The organism is Turicibacter sp. KK003 (assembly GCF_037014675.1).
Taxonomy (GTDB): Bacteria; Bacillota_I; Bacilli_A; order MOL361; family Turicibacteraceae; genus Turicibacter; species Turicibacter faecis.
Window position 1 is genome coordinate 2,297,627 of record NZ_CP142738.1, and the last position, 19,829, is coordinate 2,317,455.

17 protein-coding genes and 1 riboswitch are annotated in these 19,829 nt (G+C 35.6%); of the genes, 4 read left to right on the forward strand and 13 right to left on the reverse strand.

Annotation, left to right across the window (positions count from 1 at the left end):
* Window positions 1-175 precede the first annotated feature (175 nt).
* The 6 genes from VXM77_RS11180 to VXM77_RS11205 all read right to left on the reverse strand — a co-directional run bounded on the left by VXM77_RS11180 (window position 176) and on the right by VXM77_RS11205 (window position 6,269).
* Window positions 176-625, reverse strand: coding sequence for a MarR family transcriptional regulator (locus VXM77_RS11180; protein ID WP_161830980.1), 450 nt, complete (start codon window positions 623-625; stop codon window positions 176-178).
* 161 nt (window positions 626-786) lie between these two features.
* Window positions 787-1,011 (reverse strand): acyl carrier protein, encoded by a 225-nt coding sequence (gene acpP / locus VXM77_RS11185; RefSeq protein WP_161830979.1) that lies wholly within the window; start codon window positions 1,009-1,011, stop codon window positions 787-789.
* 69 nt (window positions 1,012-1,080) lie between these two features.
* Window positions 1,081-1,800 carry a peptidylprolyl isomerase gene (locus VXM77_RS11190; RefSeq protein ID WP_161830978.1) on the reverse strand — a complete coding sequence of 240 codons (720 nt, stop codon included), beginning with the start codon at window positions 1,798-1,800 and terminating at the stop codon, window positions 1,081-1,083.
* A 119-nt stretch (window positions 1,801-1,919) separates the two neighbouring features.
* A complete protein-coding gene (locus VXM77_RS11195) occupies window positions 1,920-2,483 on the reverse strand; it encodes a hypothetical protein (protein WP_161830977.1) in 564 nt (187 codons plus the stop codon).
* A 271-nt stretch (window positions 2,484-2,754) separates the two neighbouring features.
* The gene (locus tag VXM77_RS11200) at window positions 2,755-3,099 is read right to left on the reverse strand and encodes a DUF3139 domain-containing protein (RefSeq protein WP_161830976.1); all 345 of its coding nucleotides are present in this window, start codon (window positions 3,097-3,099) and stop codon (window positions 2,755-2,757) included.
* Window positions 3,100-4,079: 980 nt separating this feature from the next.
* Window positions 4,080-6,269, reverse strand: a complete 2,190-nt coding sequence (locus VXM77_RS11205) for a Tex family protein (RefSeq protein WP_338506367.1) — start codon at window positions 6,267-6,269, stop codon at window positions 4,080-4,082.
* A gap of 314 nt (window positions 6,270-6,583) precedes the next feature.
* Here VXM77_RS11205 and VXM77_RS11210 point away from each other — a divergent pair, with 314 nt between their 5' ends.
* On the forward strand, window positions 6,584-8,881 hold the full coding sequence (locus VXM77_RS11210; protein ID WP_262953708.1) for a cation-translocating P-type ATPase: 2,298 nt from the start codon (window positions 6,584-6,586) through the stop codon (window positions 8,879-8,881).
* Window positions 8,882-8,955: 74 nt separating this feature from the next.
* Window positions 8,956-9,597 (forward strand): HAD family phosphatase, encoded by a 642-nt coding sequence (locus VXM77_RS11215; RefSeq protein WP_262953709.1) that lies wholly within the window; start codon window positions 8,956-8,958, stop codon window positions 9,595-9,597.
* Between the two features lie 305 nt (window positions 9,598-9,902).
* Here VXM77_RS11215 and VXM77_RS11220 read toward each other — a convergent pair whose 3' ends face one another.
* The gene (locus tag VXM77_RS11220) at window positions 9,903-10,703 is read right to left on the reverse strand and encodes a Cof-type HAD-IIB family hydrolase (RefSeq protein WP_161830972.1); all 801 of its coding nucleotides are present in this window, start codon (window positions 10,701-10,703) and stop codon (window positions 9,903-9,905) included.
* 186 nt (window positions 10,704-10,889) lie between these two features.
* Between VXM77_RS11220 and VXM77_RS11225 the strand changes: the two genes are divergently transcribed.
* Window positions 10,890-11,036, forward strand: a complete 147-nt coding sequence (locus VXM77_RS11225) for a hypothetical protein (RefSeq protein ID WP_161830971.1) — start codon at window positions 10,890-10,892, stop codon at window positions 11,034-11,036.
* Between the two features lie 67 nt (window positions 11,037-11,103).
* Here VXM77_RS11225 and VXM77_RS11230 read toward each other — a convergent pair whose 3' ends face one another.
* The 6 genes from VXM77_RS11230 to VXM77_RS11255 all read right to left on the reverse strand — a co-directional run bounded on the left by VXM77_RS11230 (window position 11,104) and on the right by VXM77_RS11255 (window position 17,799).
* Window positions 11,104-11,454: an SdpI family protein gene (locus tag VXM77_RS11230; protein ID WP_161830970.1), complete on the reverse strand. Its 351-nt coding sequence runs from the start codon at window positions 11,452-11,454 to the stop codon at window positions 11,104-11,106.
* Between the two features lie 121 nt (window positions 11,455-11,575).
* Window positions 11,576-12,130: an energy-coupled thiamine transporter ThiT gene (thiT, locus tag VXM77_RS11235; RefSeq protein WP_161830969.1), complete on the reverse strand. Its 555-nt coding sequence runs from the start codon at window positions 12,128-12,130 to the stop codon at window positions 11,576-11,578.
* A gap of 73 nt (window positions 12,131-12,203) precedes the next feature.
* A riboswitch (TPP riboswitch) is annotated at window positions 12,204-12,303 on the reverse strand.
* Window positions 12,304-12,347: 44 nt separating this feature from the next.
* Window positions 12,348-13,418 carry an A/G-specific adenine glycosylase gene (gene mutY, locus VXM77_RS11240; RefSeq protein ID WP_338506370.1) on the reverse strand — a complete coding sequence of 357 codons (1,071 nt, stop codon included), beginning with the start codon at window positions 13,416-13,418 and terminating at the stop codon, window positions 12,348-12,350.
* A gap of 330 nt (window positions 13,419-13,748) precedes the next feature.
* Window positions 13,749-14,276: a bifunctional pyr operon transcriptional regulator/uracil phosphoribosyltransferase PyrR gene (pyrR, locus tag VXM77_RS11245; RefSeq protein WP_161830967.1), complete on the reverse strand. Its 528-nt coding sequence runs from the start codon at window positions 14,274-14,276 to the stop codon at window positions 13,749-13,751.
* A gap of 467 nt (window positions 14,277-14,743) precedes the next feature.
* Window positions 14,744-17,098 carry an ABC transporter permease gene (locus tag VXM77_RS11250; protein ID WP_161830966.1) on the reverse strand — a complete coding sequence of 785 codons (2,355 nt, stop codon included), beginning with the start codon at window positions 17,096-17,098 and terminating at the stop codon, window positions 14,744-14,746.
* Window positions 17,098-17,799, reverse strand: coding sequence for an ABC transporter ATP-binding protein (locus VXM77_RS11255; RefSeq protein WP_161830965.1), 702 nt, complete (start codon window positions 17,797-17,799; stop codon window positions 17,098-17,100). The genes VXM77_RS11250 and VXM77_RS11255 overlap by 1 nt, the downstream gene beginning before the upstream one ends.
* 201 nt (window positions 17,800-18,000) lie before the next feature.
* Here VXM77_RS11255 and VXM77_RS11260 point away from each other — a divergent pair, with 201 nt between their 5' ends.
* Entirely contained in the window at window positions 18,001-19,725 is a 1,725-nt protein-coding gene (locus VXM77_RS11260) for a radical SAM protein (RefSeq protein ID WP_262951015.1), read from the forward strand.
* Window positions 19,726-19,829: the final 104 nt, after the last annotated feature.

Here is a 19,829-nt window from a genome sequence, read left to right on the forward strand (position 1 = left end):
ATGTCTATTAAACCATATAATCGAAATTGATTCCTTATAATTTTTTTGACATCATTTTCCTTAATTAGTGATAGTCGAACAAGTTTTACTCGATTCACTCCAATTTTTGTTCCATCACTTCATCCTATCTGTTGAAGTCGGTTCCGTTTGATGTAATCCCGACGGATACGTCTTTTTACTGTTGATGTTTTTCCTGCAACTTTTTAAAGAAGCGGTAAATACTTTCTAAAGCTAGAACTAAATCTTCGCGAAACTCTAAATCTTTTAAAGCAGCATTCACTAACTCTTCATGAAAAGCCTCATGGATTTCAAACACCTGTTGACCTTTCTCTGTTAAATCGAGTAGAACAACACGACGATCATTCACATCACGCTTACGTGTGACATATCCTTTTTCCACTAATCGATTCACTGAAGTCGTTAATGTACCCATCGTAATCATCAATCGCTTAGACACGGTTCCCATGGTCGGCGGTTCACATTTACGAATCGCTTCAATGACATGAATCTCGGTCATCGTCACATCGACTGCATCATGCTCTGTTAAATTTCGCTCTTCTAAAATCAAAATTTGGTTAAAGACGTCAGTTAACAAATCATTGACCACTTTTCTCGAACGATCCATTAGCCTCACCTCCTTATATCTTTCTCTTTAAAAAACACAATCGCTTACATTATTTAATCTCTACCCTTAGAGTGAGCGAATTTATCTAAATTATAACTTTTATCTTCTTGTTTAAAAAACTAGGAGAATGACTCAAATCACGCTCCTAGTTTGGAATCAAATTATTGATGACTTTCAATATAATCAACGATGTTTTTAACGCTTTTCATTGTTTTTGCATCGTCTTCAGCGATTTCTAAATCATACTCTTCTTCTAAAGCCATGATTAATTCTACAGCATCTAATGAGTCAGCCCCTAAATCTTCTAATGTTGATTCAATTGTTACTGATGCCTCTTCTACACCTAATTCATCTACAATAATTTCTTTCACGCGATTAAATACCATTTTTACTTCCTCCTTCATCTAACTTATAATATTATTATAATTAGTTTGAACTACAAAGTAAATAGTTTTTTACGCTTTTTCAACTGTGTATTTTGATTTTAATCCTTGAGTGAAGTTTGAATACATCTCATTTTGTTTTTTAGACATTAAATATTGCTCGATTTGTCCTTTTACGTCTGTAAATGGAACCTCATCTTTTTTATCTAATAATTTAATTAAATGGTATCCAAATTGTGTTTTCACAATTCCTGAAACCTCTCCGATGTTTAAAGCAAATGCTGCTTGTTCAAATTCAGGAACCATTTGTCCACGTCCAAAATCACCTAAGTCTCCTCCACGTGCTCCTGATGGACATTTAGAGTTGGCACTTGCTAACTCGTGGAAATCTGCTCCCCCTTCGATAGCTGCTAATAATTCTTTAGCTTGTGCTTCTTCCTCAACTAAAATGTGAGCTGCACGAACCATTTCTTCTTTAAATTGCTCTTTATTTTCATTATAGTAAGCTTCACATTCAGCATCTGTTACCGTAATTGTTTTAAACATTTGTCCAATGCTGTGTTGGAAAACAAACTCACGGTATAATTTTTGGAATTCCTCTGTTTGTGTTAAACCAGATTCAATCGCATCTTCAACGACTAACTGACGAGCAATTAATTCATCTAATAAATCTTGCTTTTGTTCTTCTGATGTAATGTTAATATGTTGTTGAGTACGTAACGCATCAACTGTTTCATTTAACATCTCCTCAGTAATCGCATAATCTTTAACTTTTGCTAATACTTTTGACATAGTCTGTAACATCCTTTCAGGTTTCTTTTATAAACCTATTGTATTATTTATTCCTATTTAAGTAAACCTATATCCCAGATTATTCATGAAACCTTTATCATTATACCTATTTTTTTGTATTAAAAGACCACGTATTCTTCTTGATCATTGGTGTACTCCCTTAAATACCCCTCATAAATTAACTCAACGTCCTCAATCATTGAAAAATCATAAGGTCTCATCATTCGTCCCGAATGAGATTCACGAATAATATTCACTTGCATTAATAAATGAGCGACGAACTCGGAGCAAACAAAGTGATAGCGACGATTGAGTGGAATCCCCATCCATATAAAAGGTAATCCTAAAAAATTATAGCGGTATTGCTCGGGATTTTTTAAAAATGGATCTAATGCTAATAAGAGTTGCTCATACTGCTTTGGGGTTAATGGTAATTTGTACACCTGACATCGTGTTTGTGTTTTTATCTTGAACATTCCCTCATCTGGATTCTCTTCAATAAATCCAGCAATCCATGGACAATAAATATTTCTTCGGGCGAAGCTGTACATCGCATTTAATTCCCGATCTAACGAAATCGAGACATGATTGTAAGGATGCCGTGTAGCTACCTTTAATGCCCGGGAAAAAAGAGTCCCTGTTTGGGAAATAACAATATAAATTTCTGGCAATTCATAACTCATCCTACGTTCCTCTTTTTCTCTTGTTATCTCATCTCTCTTACTATATATAGACATTTACCAACAAAAAAGTCTTGTTTTTTAAAAATCTATCGTTTATCTAGTTATTCATTCAAAAAAAAATAAAAAAGAGAAAATATTATTTCATCAAAATTCTCTCTTTTTTCGTTATTTATCTTAAGTACTAAATAAGACAGTCCCCGATGGGAAACCAATTAATTAAAAAAATTAAATTATTCCAATTCAAACGCACTCCGAATCTAACCCCTACCGTTTAATTAATAGGCGGATATTTAACTGTTTTGTTGGTTACTCCTATTTCCACATTTTCACTGTCATAAACAAAGCATCGCATACTATCTTTTAATTCTTTTTCACCTGGAAAATATATATATTCATATCGATAATCTGGGTCATCTGCATATACTATAGATATTGTGTATCCACCTATTTTGTAATCTTTAAGAATTTCTTTAGATTGTATAACTGCACTCGATGTTCCTTGGATAATCATATATTCTTCTAAATTTTTTTCTGCAAAATATTTTTGAACAGGATAAAAATATATTGCATATGAAAAGAATGCAATTGAGATAAGTAACAATATTTTAAACTTCATAACTCTCCCCCCTCCTTCTACAAATTCACCATATAATACCATAGAAACATCAACACTATTTTAAAACAGAGCCTTTATTTCAAATTAATATTAAAATCTTTAAAGTGTCCTAACGTATAAATCGCAACAATGAACGCATAGATCCCATTTCCAATGAAAGGTTGAGTCTGTGCTTGAAAACAACCTATTCATTTATTCCCTATCGGTTGCTTCCGATCCATGACCTCATCTCCTTTAATGGATTATTATAGATTGATTCATTTATTTTTTTATATTTTTTATAATAAGTTTGATTGATAATAAGATACACAGTATAGCCCCTATGAAGGAAATCAAATGTGTGATGTAAAATATGCAATCCCCTAGATAACTACCGAACATTATTAAATTTCCTAAAAAACCATTCCGTAGGTCATCCGAAATTCCTAAAGCATATACGTGAGAAAATCCTAGAGCGTCTTGAAATGGCGAGCTCCTTATTAAAACCAGCACAAAACATCCTATGATAGAATAAATCAACGACATATTTTCTTTATCCAATTCTTTCACCCCTTTTTAACAAACTATAACATAATTATTCAGAATCATCCATTATTGTATATTCCTTTCCATAAACGAAGACGACTCTCATTCTAACTACTAAGCTGCTATCACGAAATGTTTTTTTAACACTAAGGGCTCCTACAAGTCATAGCTATTCAACAGGTTATGCCAATGAAACGACTTACTACGCAAGCACCTCTATTCAATTTCCATATACTTATTCACTCTATTACAATTTATCTCACGGATCTATCTCCCCTATTAATGATGAAGAGATAGAGCCCTTTTGCTTCTTCAAACCTTTAAATAACTAACTCATCTCTAATGATCGAGAATGCGTTGTCCGATAATGGTTCAATCACTATTCAATAAGGGCTCTAGAATCTATTTTTATCGGCAAAACAAAAAGGCTACTTCTAAACGTAGCCTTTTTTGTTTTATTTCGCTTCTGGTTCAATCATGGTTAGAGCCAATCGCTTACGTTGTAAGTCAACAGATTCTACCCAGACTTTAACAATGTCACCTACTGAAACAAGTTGCATCGGATGTTTTAAAAATTGTTTGCACATTTTTGATAAGTGGACAAGTCCGTCCTCTTTAACCCCACAGTCAACAAAGACACCAAAGTCAACGACATTACGTACTGTTCCTTGAAGCTCCATTCCTGGTTTTAAATCTTCAAGCTTTAAGACGTCTGAACGTAAAAGTGGGGCCTCTATATCATCACGCGGATCGCGATTTGGGGCAACAAATGCATCTAAAATATCATTCAATGTATGCTCTCCGACACCGAGCTCATCGACTAAAACAGAACGATTCGCTTTCTCTACTGCCGACTTTAGCGCCTCCGTCCCTAAGTCATCTTTTGTAAATCCTAATGTCTTTAATACTTGTTCCGCTATTTTATAGCTTTCCGGGTGAATCCCCGTTTTATCTAACGGATTTACACCATCCACGATACGCAAGAACCCAATGGCCTGCTCATAAGTTTTCGCCCCTAAACGAGAAACTTTCTTTAATTCCTCACGCTTTGTAAACTTTCCAACTTCATCGCGGTGTTTAACAATATTATTGGCAATCGTTGTTGAAAGTCCCGCTACATATTTAAGTAACGCTGGAGAAGCTGTATTGACGTTAACCCCTACCTGATTCACCGTCGTCTCAACCACGAAGTTTAAAGAATCATTCAATTTAGATTGTGTCACATCATGTTGATACTGACCAACACCAATCGATTTCGGATCAATCTTTACAAGCTCTGCCAACGGATCTTGAAGACGTCTTGCAATCGAAACCGCCGAGCGTTCCTCAACCTGTAAATCTGGAAACTCCTTACGGGCCAATTCTGACGCCGAGTACACAGATGCCCCCGCCTCATTCGTAATAATATAATAAATAGGATGCTTAATCTCTTTTAAAACATCGGCAATAAAACTTTCCGTTTCACGAGAAGCCGTTCCATTTCCGATAGAAACAATCTCCACTTGATATTTATTAATTTTATCAATGACTTTCGCACGAGCCTTTTGCACAAGAGCAGGATCTGCTTTCGAACCTTTAGATTTTTCATGTGGATAAATCACATCGATATCTAAAACTTTCCCTGTTTCATCCACCACAGCTAACTTACATCCCGTACGATAAGCCGGGTCAACACCTAAAACAACCTTTCCTTTCATCGGTGGTTGCAATAATAACTGGCGAACATTTTCAGAAAAGATATGAATGGCTTGATTTTCAGCCACTTCTTTTAAACCAGCACGAATCTCACGTTCAATTGATGGCTTAATTAAACGTTTATACGCATCTTCAATTGCTAAACGAACTTGTTTCGTTGCTTCTGTAACCTCGCGTATTGGAATTAATTCTTTGACCAAATAACGATGTACACCTTCTGCATCATCTAAAATAGAAATACGTAAAATCTTTTCAGATTCCCCTCGATTCATCGCAAGTACGCGGTGTGGCACTACGCGTAAAACAGGTTCACTATACTCATAGTATTGCTCATATACTTTACGCTCATCTAAAGTGGCATCACGAACCTTTGATTGAATTTGACCCTTTTTCGTCATATACTCACGAATCCATTTTCGGTAATCCGCATGATCTGCAATCATTTCTGCAATAATATCTCGCGCTCCTTGTAAAGCCTCGTCAACGCTCGTCACTTCTTCATTTAAATATTTCGCTGCTTCCGTTTGTAACTCACCTTCTGGATAAGTTAATAAATACTTCGCCAACGGCTCTAATCCTTTCGCCTTCGCCTGTGTGGCGCGTGTTTTTTTCTTTTCTTTAAACGGACGATATAAATCCTCAATCTCTGTTAGCTTTTCAGCCTTTAAAATATCCTGTTTTAAGGCTTCTGTTAACATCCCTTTTTCATCAATTAAACGAATAACATCTTCTTTACGTTGTTGTAAGTTAACACCATACTCATACGTCTTAGAAATTTCACGAATCTGTTCTTCATCAAGTGCCCCCGTTACTTCTTTACGATAACGTGCGATAAACGGAACAGTTGAACCTTCTTCTAATAATTTAAGAACCGCGTTAATCTGGTTTGTTGTAATATTTAACTGCTTTGCAATTTGTTTATATAATTTTTGCATAAATTGTTGTTCCATTTAACTTGTGCCCCTCCTCTATCTTTACTCCAAAAAAAGATTGCTCGATTTTCTATCAATAACGTAAAATATTGTATCACAAAACTTAAAATAAAGAAGTAATCCCTCATTTTTTGCTAAAATTCTACATAATCCCTTAACCCTCCCTCTAAAATCTAATAATCCTTATTGTCTCCTTTATTTTTATTCAAAAATCACATTCCATTTCCCCGATTTCCCTTTATAATTACGGAATAATCTCGCAACAAACGTTATAAAAAACGTTAGTTTTTACCAAACTAAAAGAAATGACATCGTTTTAAAGGGGAATGCTTATGACAGATATTAAATACGGTTTAACTCAAGAAGAGGTTCAAAAACGTCGCTCACTTGGGCAAGATAATCATCTTATTGAATACAAAACAAAATCAGTTAAACAAATCCTGATTGATAACTTGTGCACATTTTTTAATATGATTAACTTTATTTTAGGGCTCTTTATTTTAACCACAGGTTCTTACAAAAATCTTTTATTTTTGGGCGTTATTGTGTGCAATATTATTATTGGGATTGCAGTCGAACTTCGGGCAAAACGATCCCTCGATAAAATTAATCTCATTACCCGTACAAAAGTTTTCGTGCAACGAGAAGGAAAAAAACAAGAATGTTATCCAGAGGACCTCGTTTTAGGTGATATTCTCTATCTCACTACCGGAAATCAAATCGTTGTGGATGGACAGGTCGTCGATGGACACCTTGAAGTAAATGAAGCCTTACTAACGGGTGAGAGTGATACAGTCATAAAGAACGTTGGAGATACAGTCTATTCCGGTAGCTACGTGGTGGCCTCAAGCGCCCTTATTGAAGTCACTGCCGTTGCGGAACAAACCTATGCTAATCAATTGGGAAAAGAAGCAAAGGAATATAAAAAACATCCTTCGCAACTCAGAGAAACACTAAATCTTATTTTAAAGACAGTGAGCCTGTTCATTATTCCCGTTGGACTCTTGATGCTAGGTAAATCCCTCGTTTTCAATCATCTCCCATGGAATGATGCCATTTTAAAAACGGCTGCTGCCCTTATCGGAATGATTCCCGAGGGTCTATTCCTCCTCTGTAGTATTTCCCTTACCGTCGGGGTCATTAAACTCATTAATAAGAAAACACTCGTTCAAGAAATGTTTTGCATTGAGTCAATGGCCCGAATTGATACACTTTGCCTTGATAAAACAGGAACGATTACCCAAGGAAAAATGCAAGTCCATGAAGTTAAATGGTATGTGGATCAAAAGATTTCGAGTCGGATCGGAAACTTGCTCCACGAGTTAAACGAGACTAACTTTACAGCGCAGGCCCTTAAAGCCTACTTCACAGAAAATGATCAAGCAACACCGAGTGAACTTTATTACTTTACTTCTGCTAATAAATATAGCGGTGCAAAGTACAGTGATGGCGTGTACCGAATTGGATCTTATCCACATATAGTCGAGCATCCGGATGAACAAATAACGAAGGAGATTGAAGCCCTAGCAAGTTGTGGATATCGTGTCCTAACTGTTGTTAAAACCGTTAATGACCATCATGAAGTCCTTGCACTCATTACTCTCATTGATCCCATTCGTGAAAATGCCCCTCAAATTTTCGATTATTTCTTAAACCAAGGGGTTGATTTAAAGGTAATTTCGGGGGATCACCCTCAAACGGTCGCACATATTGCTAAACAAGCAGGATTAAAAAATGCTGATCGTTTTGTGGATATGTCACAATACCCAGACGATCACTTAGACGGTTTAGTCAATGAGTATACCGTATTCGGTCGTGTCAGTCCTAAACAAAAAAAATCACTGATTCAGGCCTTGAAAAAACAAGGACATTTCGTCGCTATGATGGGAGATGGAATTAACGATGTTCCAGCAATGAAAGAAAGCAACTGCAGTATTACAGTGAATAATGGGAGTGAAATCACTAAAAGTATTGCCGACATTCTACTCCTTAACTCCGATTTTTCCTCACTTCCCGCTGCGTTGCTTGAAGGACGTCGGGTCATCAATAATATTCAACGAGTTTCAACGCTCTTTTTAACCAAAACAGTTTATTCGATTTTAATTGCCTTTATCGTTTTACTTACCCCGCTTAGATATCCCTTTGTCCCGATCCAAATGACGCTAATTAATCTCTTTACAATCGGACTCCCAGGATTCTTCTTAGCGATTGAACCCAGTCGAGAAAGAATTAAAGGAAACTTTTTAACTGAGGTTTCAAAAATAGCCATTCCAGCGGGATTTTCCGTTATCGGATGTCTGTTAATTGGACTTATGATTCCAAGTCTTCATCGAAATCACGCTTTGTTTGATACGTACTGTTTTTGTATCGCAATGGTTAGCGGTCTTTGGGTTCTCATCAGAAGTTGTCTTCCCATTAACCTAAAAAAAATAGCCATTCTCTTCATTAGTATCACCGGTATTACCCTTTCAGTTCTTAAATTTTCAAACCTATTTATGTTAAGTCATGTGACGCCTATTCAACTTATTCAATGGGTACTTCTAATCGTCCCACTTTATGCTCTCCTTTTCTTTGTTTTAAAACATATGTTTCATCAAATATTATCTAAACTAAATATCCAGTCAAATTAATTCTCGCCCCTCTTGTCTTCTATCTGATGAGTTGCTATAATGCAAACAGATAGCATATACAAGGGGGGCTTTTCGTGAAAAAGGCAATTATTTTTGACATGGATGGTTTAATGATTGATAGTGAAAGAGTAACTTATGAAGAATACACGAAGACAATGAAAAAATTTAATTATCCTTTTGATAAAAGCTTTTATCTCCGTTGTCTTGGAAAAAATAGAACAACGATTTGTCAGCTATTCACCCAACAATACGGCGAAGAATTTCCGATGCAAGAAATTTGGGAAGATGTCCATCTCTCGCTAGACGATCGTTTGACGACATCTACTCCATTAAAAAATGGAATTGTTGAATTACTAACTTATTTAAAAGACCATCATTATAAAACAATCGTAGCAACAAGTAGTTCAAAAGAACGTGCAGAAAAAATATTAGCTGCGGCACGTTTAAGAAACTACTTTGACGATATCATTTGTGGTGATGAAGTAACCTGTGGAAAACCCCATCCTGAAATATTTTTAACCGCTTGTCAAAAGCTTGGGGTTACTCCTGATGAAGCGTTAGTATTAGAAGATAGTGAGGCAGGAATAACTGCGGCCCATTGTGGTGGAATTGATGTCATCTGTATTCCGGATATGAAATATCCAGAAGAAGAATTTGCAAACAAAACCTTAAAGATATTAACTAGCCTTCACGACGTTATCACTCACCTTCAATAGAAAAAAAGATGTTATCCAATCCGGATAACATCTTTTTTTAGTGATTATTTAAACATACTCTTATATATTATTAAACGAACGATAGAACGAATATTTAATAGATTACCTCCATAGTTTACTAAATAAAGTTATATAATTTATGTAGAAATATAATGATTATTGTAGAAATTCAATACTGCTCTAGGCTTCAATAAGTAACGAGTCTGAGATTAAAGCAAAACCTTAACTCTTTTTTATATCTAACGTCGTTCGCCTAAAAAACGAAAAACTACCATTCACTATGAGGCATTCAGTCTTATCCACAATTAAATCAATCCTAATTCTTTACACGCATAATAAATTCCATCTTCACTCACTGGTTTGGTTACATAATCTGCATGTTTTTTCAGTTCCTCATGCGCATTCCCCATCGCAACACCACATCCAACGGCTTGCAACATTTCAATATCATTTAATCCATCGCCGAAAGCAATCGCTTGTTCAGGGCCTAATCCTAGCTTTTCTAAAATAGCTAAAATAGCTGTAGCCTTTGATCCCGTACGAGGAAGTAAATCAACCCCTTTAGGTTGCCATCTTACGACGCGAACTTCTTCTAGTGGATAAAAAATATGCTCATTTTCTACAGTTACCCCTGCTACCATTTGATAAATCTTATCGTTAGTTGATTTCATTCCTGTTTCAATTAAAGGCTCTGGTAAATTCATATTCTTTAAAGCTTCGAGCAAAAATTCTTGATGTTCCCCCGATAAAATATAATGCGTCTTAGGCATCCATAATAACGGGACATTATTTTGACTCGCAATCTCAACAATACGGTCAAGCAACTCTTTCTTATACGGAGCCTCATACATAACCTGATTATGCATCACCGCATACTGTCCATTTGTACAAATATAACTATCAATTGAAAGTCCCTCTAATAAGGATTCAATCATAAATGGGGATCTCCCCGTCGCAATAAAAGGGGTGATTCCCTTTTCCTTTAATAAACGAAGTGCCTCAATCGTTGATTGTGGGACAAGCTCCATATCAGACGATTGATTTTGCTTTGAATGATTATCCACGATTGTTCCATCCACATCAAAAAACGCTACCTTAATATTCATCTTTAAAATCCCTCCTATGTGTCAATATTCATAGAATACTACAAAAACACGCCCAAATCCAACAAAATAAAAAAAGGAACGCCCTCTTCTTAAAAAAATATCGCTTATGAGATTCATGAAAAAAACTATTCTATGTATGAACTCCTCCCTGTTTACTTATACTGAAGTATAAAGGAGGAAACATATATGCCAGTAGAATCAATTAATACCCCACTACAAGCCTTTACTTACATCGGTAGCAATCTTATTATCTTACTTGCCGTCGTATCAATTTTAACGTTTCTCTTCTTAAAAGGATATGACTTTATCATGAAAAATAATTCATCTAGATAAAAAGGTCGACGTTTAATTAACCATTAATTAAACGTCGACCTTATATTTTGCGTAGTAGTTTCCATCACTATTTTTTTTTACCTTCTTTATTAAATGAAATATTAACACGCCATTCTGTTAACCCAATGACTAGCCCCCCAATAATAATGAGTTCGATTACGTTAATAACAATTAATTCCCAGATGGCCAATGTTCGAAAATAAGAATTTAAAATAACACCAAAAATCAGTAATAATCCTCCGAATACAAGTAATACTTTTGCCGCAAATTTATTAGATACTTGCCACGTCTCAACGGTTTGCTTAACGGTTAATACACGATAGCCAATTTTTTGATGTGGTAAATCAGATTCTAAATAAGTAATTAATCCTAAGAACATAAATACAAGTGGTGCGATAAATATGCTAAACTCTTTCATCCAAATTCCCTCCTTATAATTGTAATATATTCTATATTATAGTATATTTGGGCGAAACTATAAAGTGAACAAAAAAAGAGCGACAAATTTGTCGTCTTTTTGCAATATTAAATTAAAAGCGTTATTTGACCAGAAGTTGCTCGCTATTTCTTCGATAAAGAATGGTTAATAAGACGGTACTCACAATATAAGACATTATAATATAAGGTGTATTATAAACAATCGAAAAGACCCATGGATTCTCCCCCGTGACAGGTGCAAAAAATACTGCCCCTGAAATAACGTGACAAATCAATCGAAGAAATGAACCTAAACCTGTTGCACACCAAATATAAACCATCTGTTTAATCCCTGTTGTCCCATTTACTTTATTTGCAAATACCCCAGCAAATCCAAGGGCAGCATAAGGTAATGGGTAATCAAATAACACCTGGATAGGATGCATAATATATGCCCCCGTTAACAATTGTAATAACCCCATGATAAACCCACCCATCACTCCGGCAAGCCATCCATAACGGAAAGCAATGATTGCAATAGGGATTAAAGAAATAGAAATAGATCCTCCTTGTGGCCATAACCACCCCATAAAAAGATTTGATGCGTAATCAAGGATAAATGCCAAAGCAATTAAGATACTGATTTCCACACTCTTTTTGGTTTTTGAATTTCTCATAAAAAAATCCTCCCTTTCATTAGGAGGCTTTACGGCATCATTAAAAGTATAAGAATATCCCATTTATTAAAAATAAAAAATTCGTCTACTTCCCTCCGCTAGTCCTAACTAGTTCAGGTTCAAAGGGTTATGCATCATGCACTCTCAGCCGTAAGGCACCCCTAGTATTTCGTTTCCTTTTTTATTCTATCATACGACTCAATAATTAGCAAATATTTCAAGATTCAATATTCTTTAAAATACGTTGATGGGCAGTTACTAATGGATAGTCCGTCATTTGTTGTTCACTTATCCACAAGTAGTCATTTTCAGCGATGACTTCTTCGTATCCAGTTTGAATTGAAATAAAATAGCTTTCCATTTCCCAAATCCGATGTGAAAAAACGTGATTAAATGTTCCGATAAATTGAACCGATTCAACCTTTTTACAAATTGGGGATAACTTTTCTACTAAAAATTCCTTCTCCCCTAGGTACTCAAAATTTAGGAATTCATAAAAATTAGCGAGCAATCCAGTATTAGGACGTTTACTAACTAAATACTCTCCATGTTGATTCTTTACAACGGCTACAACTAATTTCATTTTAGTTTGGGAAGTTGCTTTTGTTTTTACGGGTAATAAATCATCAACCCCCTGATGATAAGCCTGACAATAAAACTGAACTGGACACTGTAAACACTTTGGAGATTTAGGTGTACAAATCGTTGCCCCTAATTCCATTAATCCCTGATTAAATGCACTTGGATCTTCATGTGAAATTACGCGTGATACAACAGCCTCAAAAGTTTTTCTCGTTTTCGCCTTTGCGATATCCTCGTAAATACAACATACTCGACTCATTACACGAAAAACATTTCCATCGACAGCTGGTACCGGAATATCAAAGGCAATACTACTCACTGCCCCCGCTGTGTAGGGTCCAACTCCCTTCAATTTTAAAATTTCCTCATGCGTTTTTGGAAATCCACCCATTTCTTCAATCATTCGTGCACTTTCACGTAAGTTACGAGCCCGAGAATAATAACCTAAACCTTCCCATGCCTTAAGCAATGTTTGATCGTCTGCCATTGCTAACCCTTTAGTCGTTGGGAATAGTTTCATAAAACGTTCATAGTACGGGATGACTGTTGCCACTTGCGTTTGTTGTAACATAATTTCAGAAACTAAAATTCGATAAGGATCTTGATTTATTCGCCAAGGTAAATCGCGTTTTACCGAATGGTACCACTGAATTAAATCACGTTGAAATCCGTCTATATCTAAATGTTCGATGTATTGTTCTATCAATCATTTCACCTACTTTTTTAATCATTTATTCTACTACTGATTTCTGTTCGTATTCATCCCCCTAAACCCAACAAAGTAACGGAGATCTATTGAAATAAAAAAAGCACCTGCAGGACTTTAGGTACAGTTCGGTGCTTTTTTATAAACTCGCTGAAACTATCATCGTAAACCCAGGTATAGTTTCATCTTAATTAGCATTATACTCTGCTCTTTATGAAAATACTAGTGGTATTATCCACCACTCTATTCTTTCTAAATGAAATACGATACTCCTTTAAATATTATTCTTATACTTAACTAAAGAATACTTCTACGTCCCATATTCCATGATTATTTTGATAATACCACAGCATCCTTCTCATCAAGTTCAGTTAAATACACCTGGACAGCTTCAGAATGAGAAGTCGGTATATTCTTCCCTACATAATCCGCGCGAATTGGAAGTTCTCGATGACCTCGATCGATAAGAGTAGCTAATTGTATATTTTTAGGACGTCCATATTCTAGAACCGCTTCTAATGCCGCACGAACCGTACGACCTGTGTATAACACATCGTCTACTAAAATAACCGTTTTACCGTTAAGCATCATTGGAACCGTACTCTGATTCACAATAACCTCTTTCATTTCGCGTGTAATATCATCACGATACTTTGTAATATCTAATTCCCCTAAAGGAACTGTTACACCTTCAAATACCTCGATTAAACGTACTAGACGCTCAGCTAAATAAGCCCCACGCGTTCTAATTCCAATAATGACAATATCATTTAAATCATCATTTTTCTCTAAAATTTCATGTGCAATTCGCTTTAAAGAACGCATAATCGTATCATGGTCAAACAATACCTTATTCATCTTATTAAACCCACCTTTCGTACAAAGAAGTTCACTGTCTTTAGAATATCATAAAATATAGCGTTTTTAAATATTAAACGACCGATAAAGGGGAAGCTGAATATATTTTATCCACTAATTAAACTAATTATCCACAACCTGTCCCCACCCCAATGAGGAGGCACTAAAACAGGTTGAAGACTTTCTATTTAATAAAACAGACTTAGCTACTTTTCGATGCGAGGGACACCCGATGAACAATCACGTTCATCCTTTTCCATCATCAAAAACTTACTACAACCTACAAAATCGAATCAAGCTATCATTATTTTTTAAACCTGCAACTACCTCTCTAATGATGTAGCTTAGGTGTTTTACAACGTTAAACGATTCAAAGAATTCATCCGATTCTTTACCTAACAAAAGAACTGACGATGAGAACCACATTAAAAAGATGAATGCCGTTCCCTATATGAATTTATTTCTAGTTAAACTTTCAACACTTCATGCAATGATACTCTATCCAACTGTCCTCTAGATAGCAAAAGAGAAATCCAGTAAGTAACTCCTACAGTCAGCACTCCAATTACAAATTGGGTCAATGTAAAGTCCGTCGGAATAGCCATTGGAAGCTCAGAAGCTATTTGGGTCATAATGTAATCTATCCCCACCCTAGTAAGCGGGACACTGACGAAATAGGCGAGCATCACAAATGGAAAATAAATGGTTAAAACGAGTTTAGAAACTTCCTTTCTACTGTATCCCATCACCTTTAAAATTGAAATTTGTCGTTGATTTTCCTCAATGATAAAGGTCGTAATTAATACCATCATCAGACTTCCTAAAATAACCGTCACAACAACCATTACTAATAGTGAAATACGAATCATTTCCATGCCTACTTTAATATTTCTTGTTAAGTCATCAATAGAAAAAATATAGGAAATATTCTTATCATTTAACGGTCTCTCAGAACTCCATTTCCCGTTATATAGATTCGAATTCAAACCTAGGTCAGTCGCTAATTTCTCTAGGGAGGTATACATCATTGGCCCATTATAATGATCCACAACCTCAACAATCGGATATGTTAATTCCATTCCCTTCACTTCAAAGGATAAACGATCTCCTATTTGAAGCGCATAAGCCCGGGCAATAAATTCATTAATGATTAATCCATGTTGCGCCATCGCGGTAATTTCCTCCCCTTGACTATTGTAAAGAGGACTTACTTTATTTTCGGGTATGATTCCATATAAATAAAATGGGGTCGTCTTTTCTCCAATCACCGGGTGGGTCGTATACTGTAAAAACGGAGATTCCGTGTCAGCTAAAGAGGCATCGATAAGCCGATTATACTTAATCTGATAACTATACTTGGCCCCCTTAAATGCTTTATCCACAATACTTTCAAAGGAATGAAAAACAATCGAGGAAAAGACTAAAAAGATGCTTGCCACCACAACGACGCTAAATAGAGAAGTAATTTTTCCGATATTACGAAAAGCTAACGAATATTTAAACCGTGTTTCGAATTTAAATGGCTTTAATATTCGCATAACCATCCTTGAACCTCTCGACACCTTTAAATGACTACTTTCCCTCATTAACGTCAAAGGATCATCTTTCAATAAAAGAAGTAAGATAATCAAACTCGAAACCCCAACTACGATCAATGGTAAAATAATTCCCCCGATGATTAATTTTGACGTCAAGTAAAATCCTACAAAGGGAACCACATAGTTTGTCATATAGGTATTAGCCAAATGAATAGACAGACCAATTCCTAAAAAGAATCCAATTAAACTTCCAAACACTGTGGATAACAATGGATACCCCAAGTAACTAAGTGCAATCTCATAGCGACGATATCCCATCGCCTTTAAGATGCCAATCTGAACTCGTTCTGAGTTAATCCGTTTTTTCATGACCAATAAAATAACGAAAACAGACATGGCTAATAAAAGAACGGTAAATGTCATTGATAATAATTGATTACTATTTAGATGAATGTCTACCGCATTAATCCTAACATTTTGGTCTCTACTCATGGCATAGGAAACCCCATCAGCATTTGAAATTTTAGAAACAGCCTCCTCTAGGTCTCCGATTTCCTGATTAAAATAGCCACTATATAAAACCCATTGCTTCTCATCAAATTGTTGATACGCGGCTTCCGTGACAATGGCTACCGTCTCACGTGTAGGCTCGTATAGGGGACTATCATAATTAAAGATTGGGTAAATATAATCCGGTACAGCTATGAACGCTGTTATCGTAAATGATCGTTGATTTAAGGTTAATGTATCTCCTATATTCAACTGATTTCCATCGGCAAATGTTTTAAACACAGCAATTTCATTTTCCTTAGCCGGCAGTTTTCCCTCTAATAAATAGGTCAAATTTACTGAGTCCGTGGGATTTATAACTCGGTATCTAAACGTGTTTCCGTCTACATCATTTACCACATCCCGGTAAAAACGACCTTCTAACGTGACATCAAACTCCTCTGCTAATGACTCAATTTGCAGATTATAATAATCAATCAAACTATAGTTCTGTAATGTTTTCTTTTGTGAAGATAATTGATTTAGAAAAACAGAGGTATCCTCACGTTTACTACGGTTTAGTTTGTTTAAATCCTCTTTACTCGGAGCAGATAAAACCACAAAAAAGTCTTCCTGTCGTGTTTGATGCGTATAATCATTTAAAAAATAGGTGACAGAATCAATAGAGCCTTGCAAACAAACATAAATAAATGAAGCCATTGCAATGAAAGTTACAATCGATAAAAATTGGAAAGGTTTCAGACGAATAAACCTCATACTATTTTTAGATAACATTAGGCCCAACTCACTTCGCTTGCACGTACTTTATGAGGATTTTGCATCACTTCAACAACCATTCCTGATTTCATCTTGATGACTTTATCCGCCATTTGTGCAATACCTAAATTATGGGTAATTAAAATAATCGTCGTCTGAAACTCTTCATTAACTCGCTGTAATACTTCTAGGACTAACTTTCCGGTTTCCTCATCTAACGCCCCGGTTGGCTCATCACAAAATAAAATCGATGGATTTTTAGCAATAGCTCTTGCAATTGCTACCCGTTGCTGCTGACCCCCGGATAACTGATACGGAAAATGATGTAACATTTCATCAAGCATTACCTCTTTTAATACCTTTTGCACGTCCAGTGGACAACGACTTAATCTCGCACCTACCTCTACGTTTTCAAATACCGTCATATTAGGCATTAGATGATACTGTTGAAAAATAAAACCTAATTCTTTACGACGAAAATTAGTGAGCTGCGATGATTTCATTTTCGTAATCTCACTCCCATTAACAATGATTTTTCCATCGCTCACTTGATCCAATCCACCACTTACATGAAGCAGCGTCGACTTTCCAGAACCCGATGGACCTAATACGACAACGAATTCCCCTTTTTTTACTTCTAAATTTACGTCTTTTAACGCCGTCGTTGTAACTTCACCTAATTGATATTCCTTACAAACATTTTGAAGAGAAATCAACATCTTCCCACCTACTTCCAACCATATTTTATCTTCATTATTAACAAAATAAGTGATTTTAAACTTCCATTGTTCAAAAAAGTGGTAAAGTTGTTTTTTATATCCAAAATCTTTAAATTCCTATCTAAAAGACCATAAAAGATATAGGTATCTAAAGTCGGTTTATGCTAAAATGAAAAGGATAAAAAAATGAGGTGTTAAATAATGTCAGTTATACTTAGTACGTTAAATTCAAAATATATTCATACCAATTTGGCTATCCGCTATCTTAAAGCTAATGCAAAAGATTTTGATATTACGCTAAAAGAATATACGTTAAAAGATTCTCTCGATAACATACTTAATAATCTATTATCGATGCGTCCTAAAATTATTGGTTTTAGTGTTTATATCTGGAACGTTGAAAAAACGTTACAACTCATCAACCTTCTTAAAGAAAAAGATCCAACCTTAACAATCATTATGGGAGGACCCGAGGTTTCTTACGATTTTGATGTTTGGTTTTCTCGCAGCTCTGTGGATTATATTATCTATGGGGAAGGAGAATTATCGTTTAAAGAGCTAATGGAATATTTACATGGGAGACGTGACCTTGCGGATGTTCGTGGCATCGTCTATCGTAACTTATTAACGAAGGAGCTTGTTCAAAATCCTCCCGCTCCTATTCTCGACCCTAAAGAAATTCAGTCACCTTTTTATTTTGAAGAGGATATCCCTTTGCTTCCAACACGAATCCAATATATCGAAACCTCTCGCGGATGCCCATATTCTTGTCAATACTGTCTTGCATCTGTGGATAATAAAGTTCGTTACTTCGATATCGAAAAAGTAAAAGACGAAATCCGTTATTTAATGAGTCACGGAGCCAAAACATTTAAGTTTTTAGATCGAACCTTTAATATAAACAAAAAATACGCACTCGACGTATTTAACTTCATTATTGAAGAACACGTAGAAGGAACACAGTTCCAATTTGAAATTACCGCGGATATTATGCCAACCGAACTGATTGACTACTTAAATGAACATGCTCCTGCCGGTCTATTTAGATTCGAAATCGGAATTCAGTCTACCTATGACTTAACAAATAAACTCGTGAAGCGCCGCCAAAACTTTGATAAACTCACAACAAATATTCTACGAATTAAAGAAGGTGGAAAAATCATTTTACACCTTGATTTAATTGCAGGTCTTCCAGAAGAACCTTACGATCGATTTGAACAATCATTTAACGACGTATTCGCACTCCGTCCTGAAGAACTACAACTTGGATTCCTAAAACTACTACGCGGAACCGGATTACGTAAACAAGCCGATGAATTTGGATATGAGTACGACCAATTCGCACCTTACCAAATGAAACGTAACAACACCTTATCAGAAACAGATGTTCACAACATCCACTTGGCTGAGGAGATTCTAGAACGTTACTGGAATGCCCATCGCTTAGACCATACAATGAAGTACTTAGTAGATGGACCATTCGCCGCTTCGCCTTTTGCTTTTATGCAAGATTTCGGTGCCTTTTGGGAATCCCGCTACCCTTGGATAAACTATCAATTAAGTGACTTATACACAAGGCTATACGACTATTTAATCGCGACTGATTTTCCTCATTTAAAAACTGTTCTTTCTTATATGAAAGTCGACTACCTCACTCAAAGTAAAATCAAACCAAAAATTTGGTGGGAAGACCGACTCCATAAACAGGAACGTCGTCAAATCGTTAATCATTTAGCTGAACACTCACCAACTATGATGACCCTACTTAATACCCACCAAATTACATTACCTGATATCTTTAAATATGCTGTGGTCGAACCTATTTACTTAAATGACCAATTAATTCCAGTCAATGATCTACACTATCTCATTGTCGTTTACACGCCTAATAAACCAACAAGTTACTATATTATTAAAAATGTTTAATAGGCCGTCATCTTAAGTTGTGGATTATTGAAATCCTATCTGCAGATAACACTATGCATCTCCTACTCATGGAATCAATTATCATCATTGCCATATAATAACGT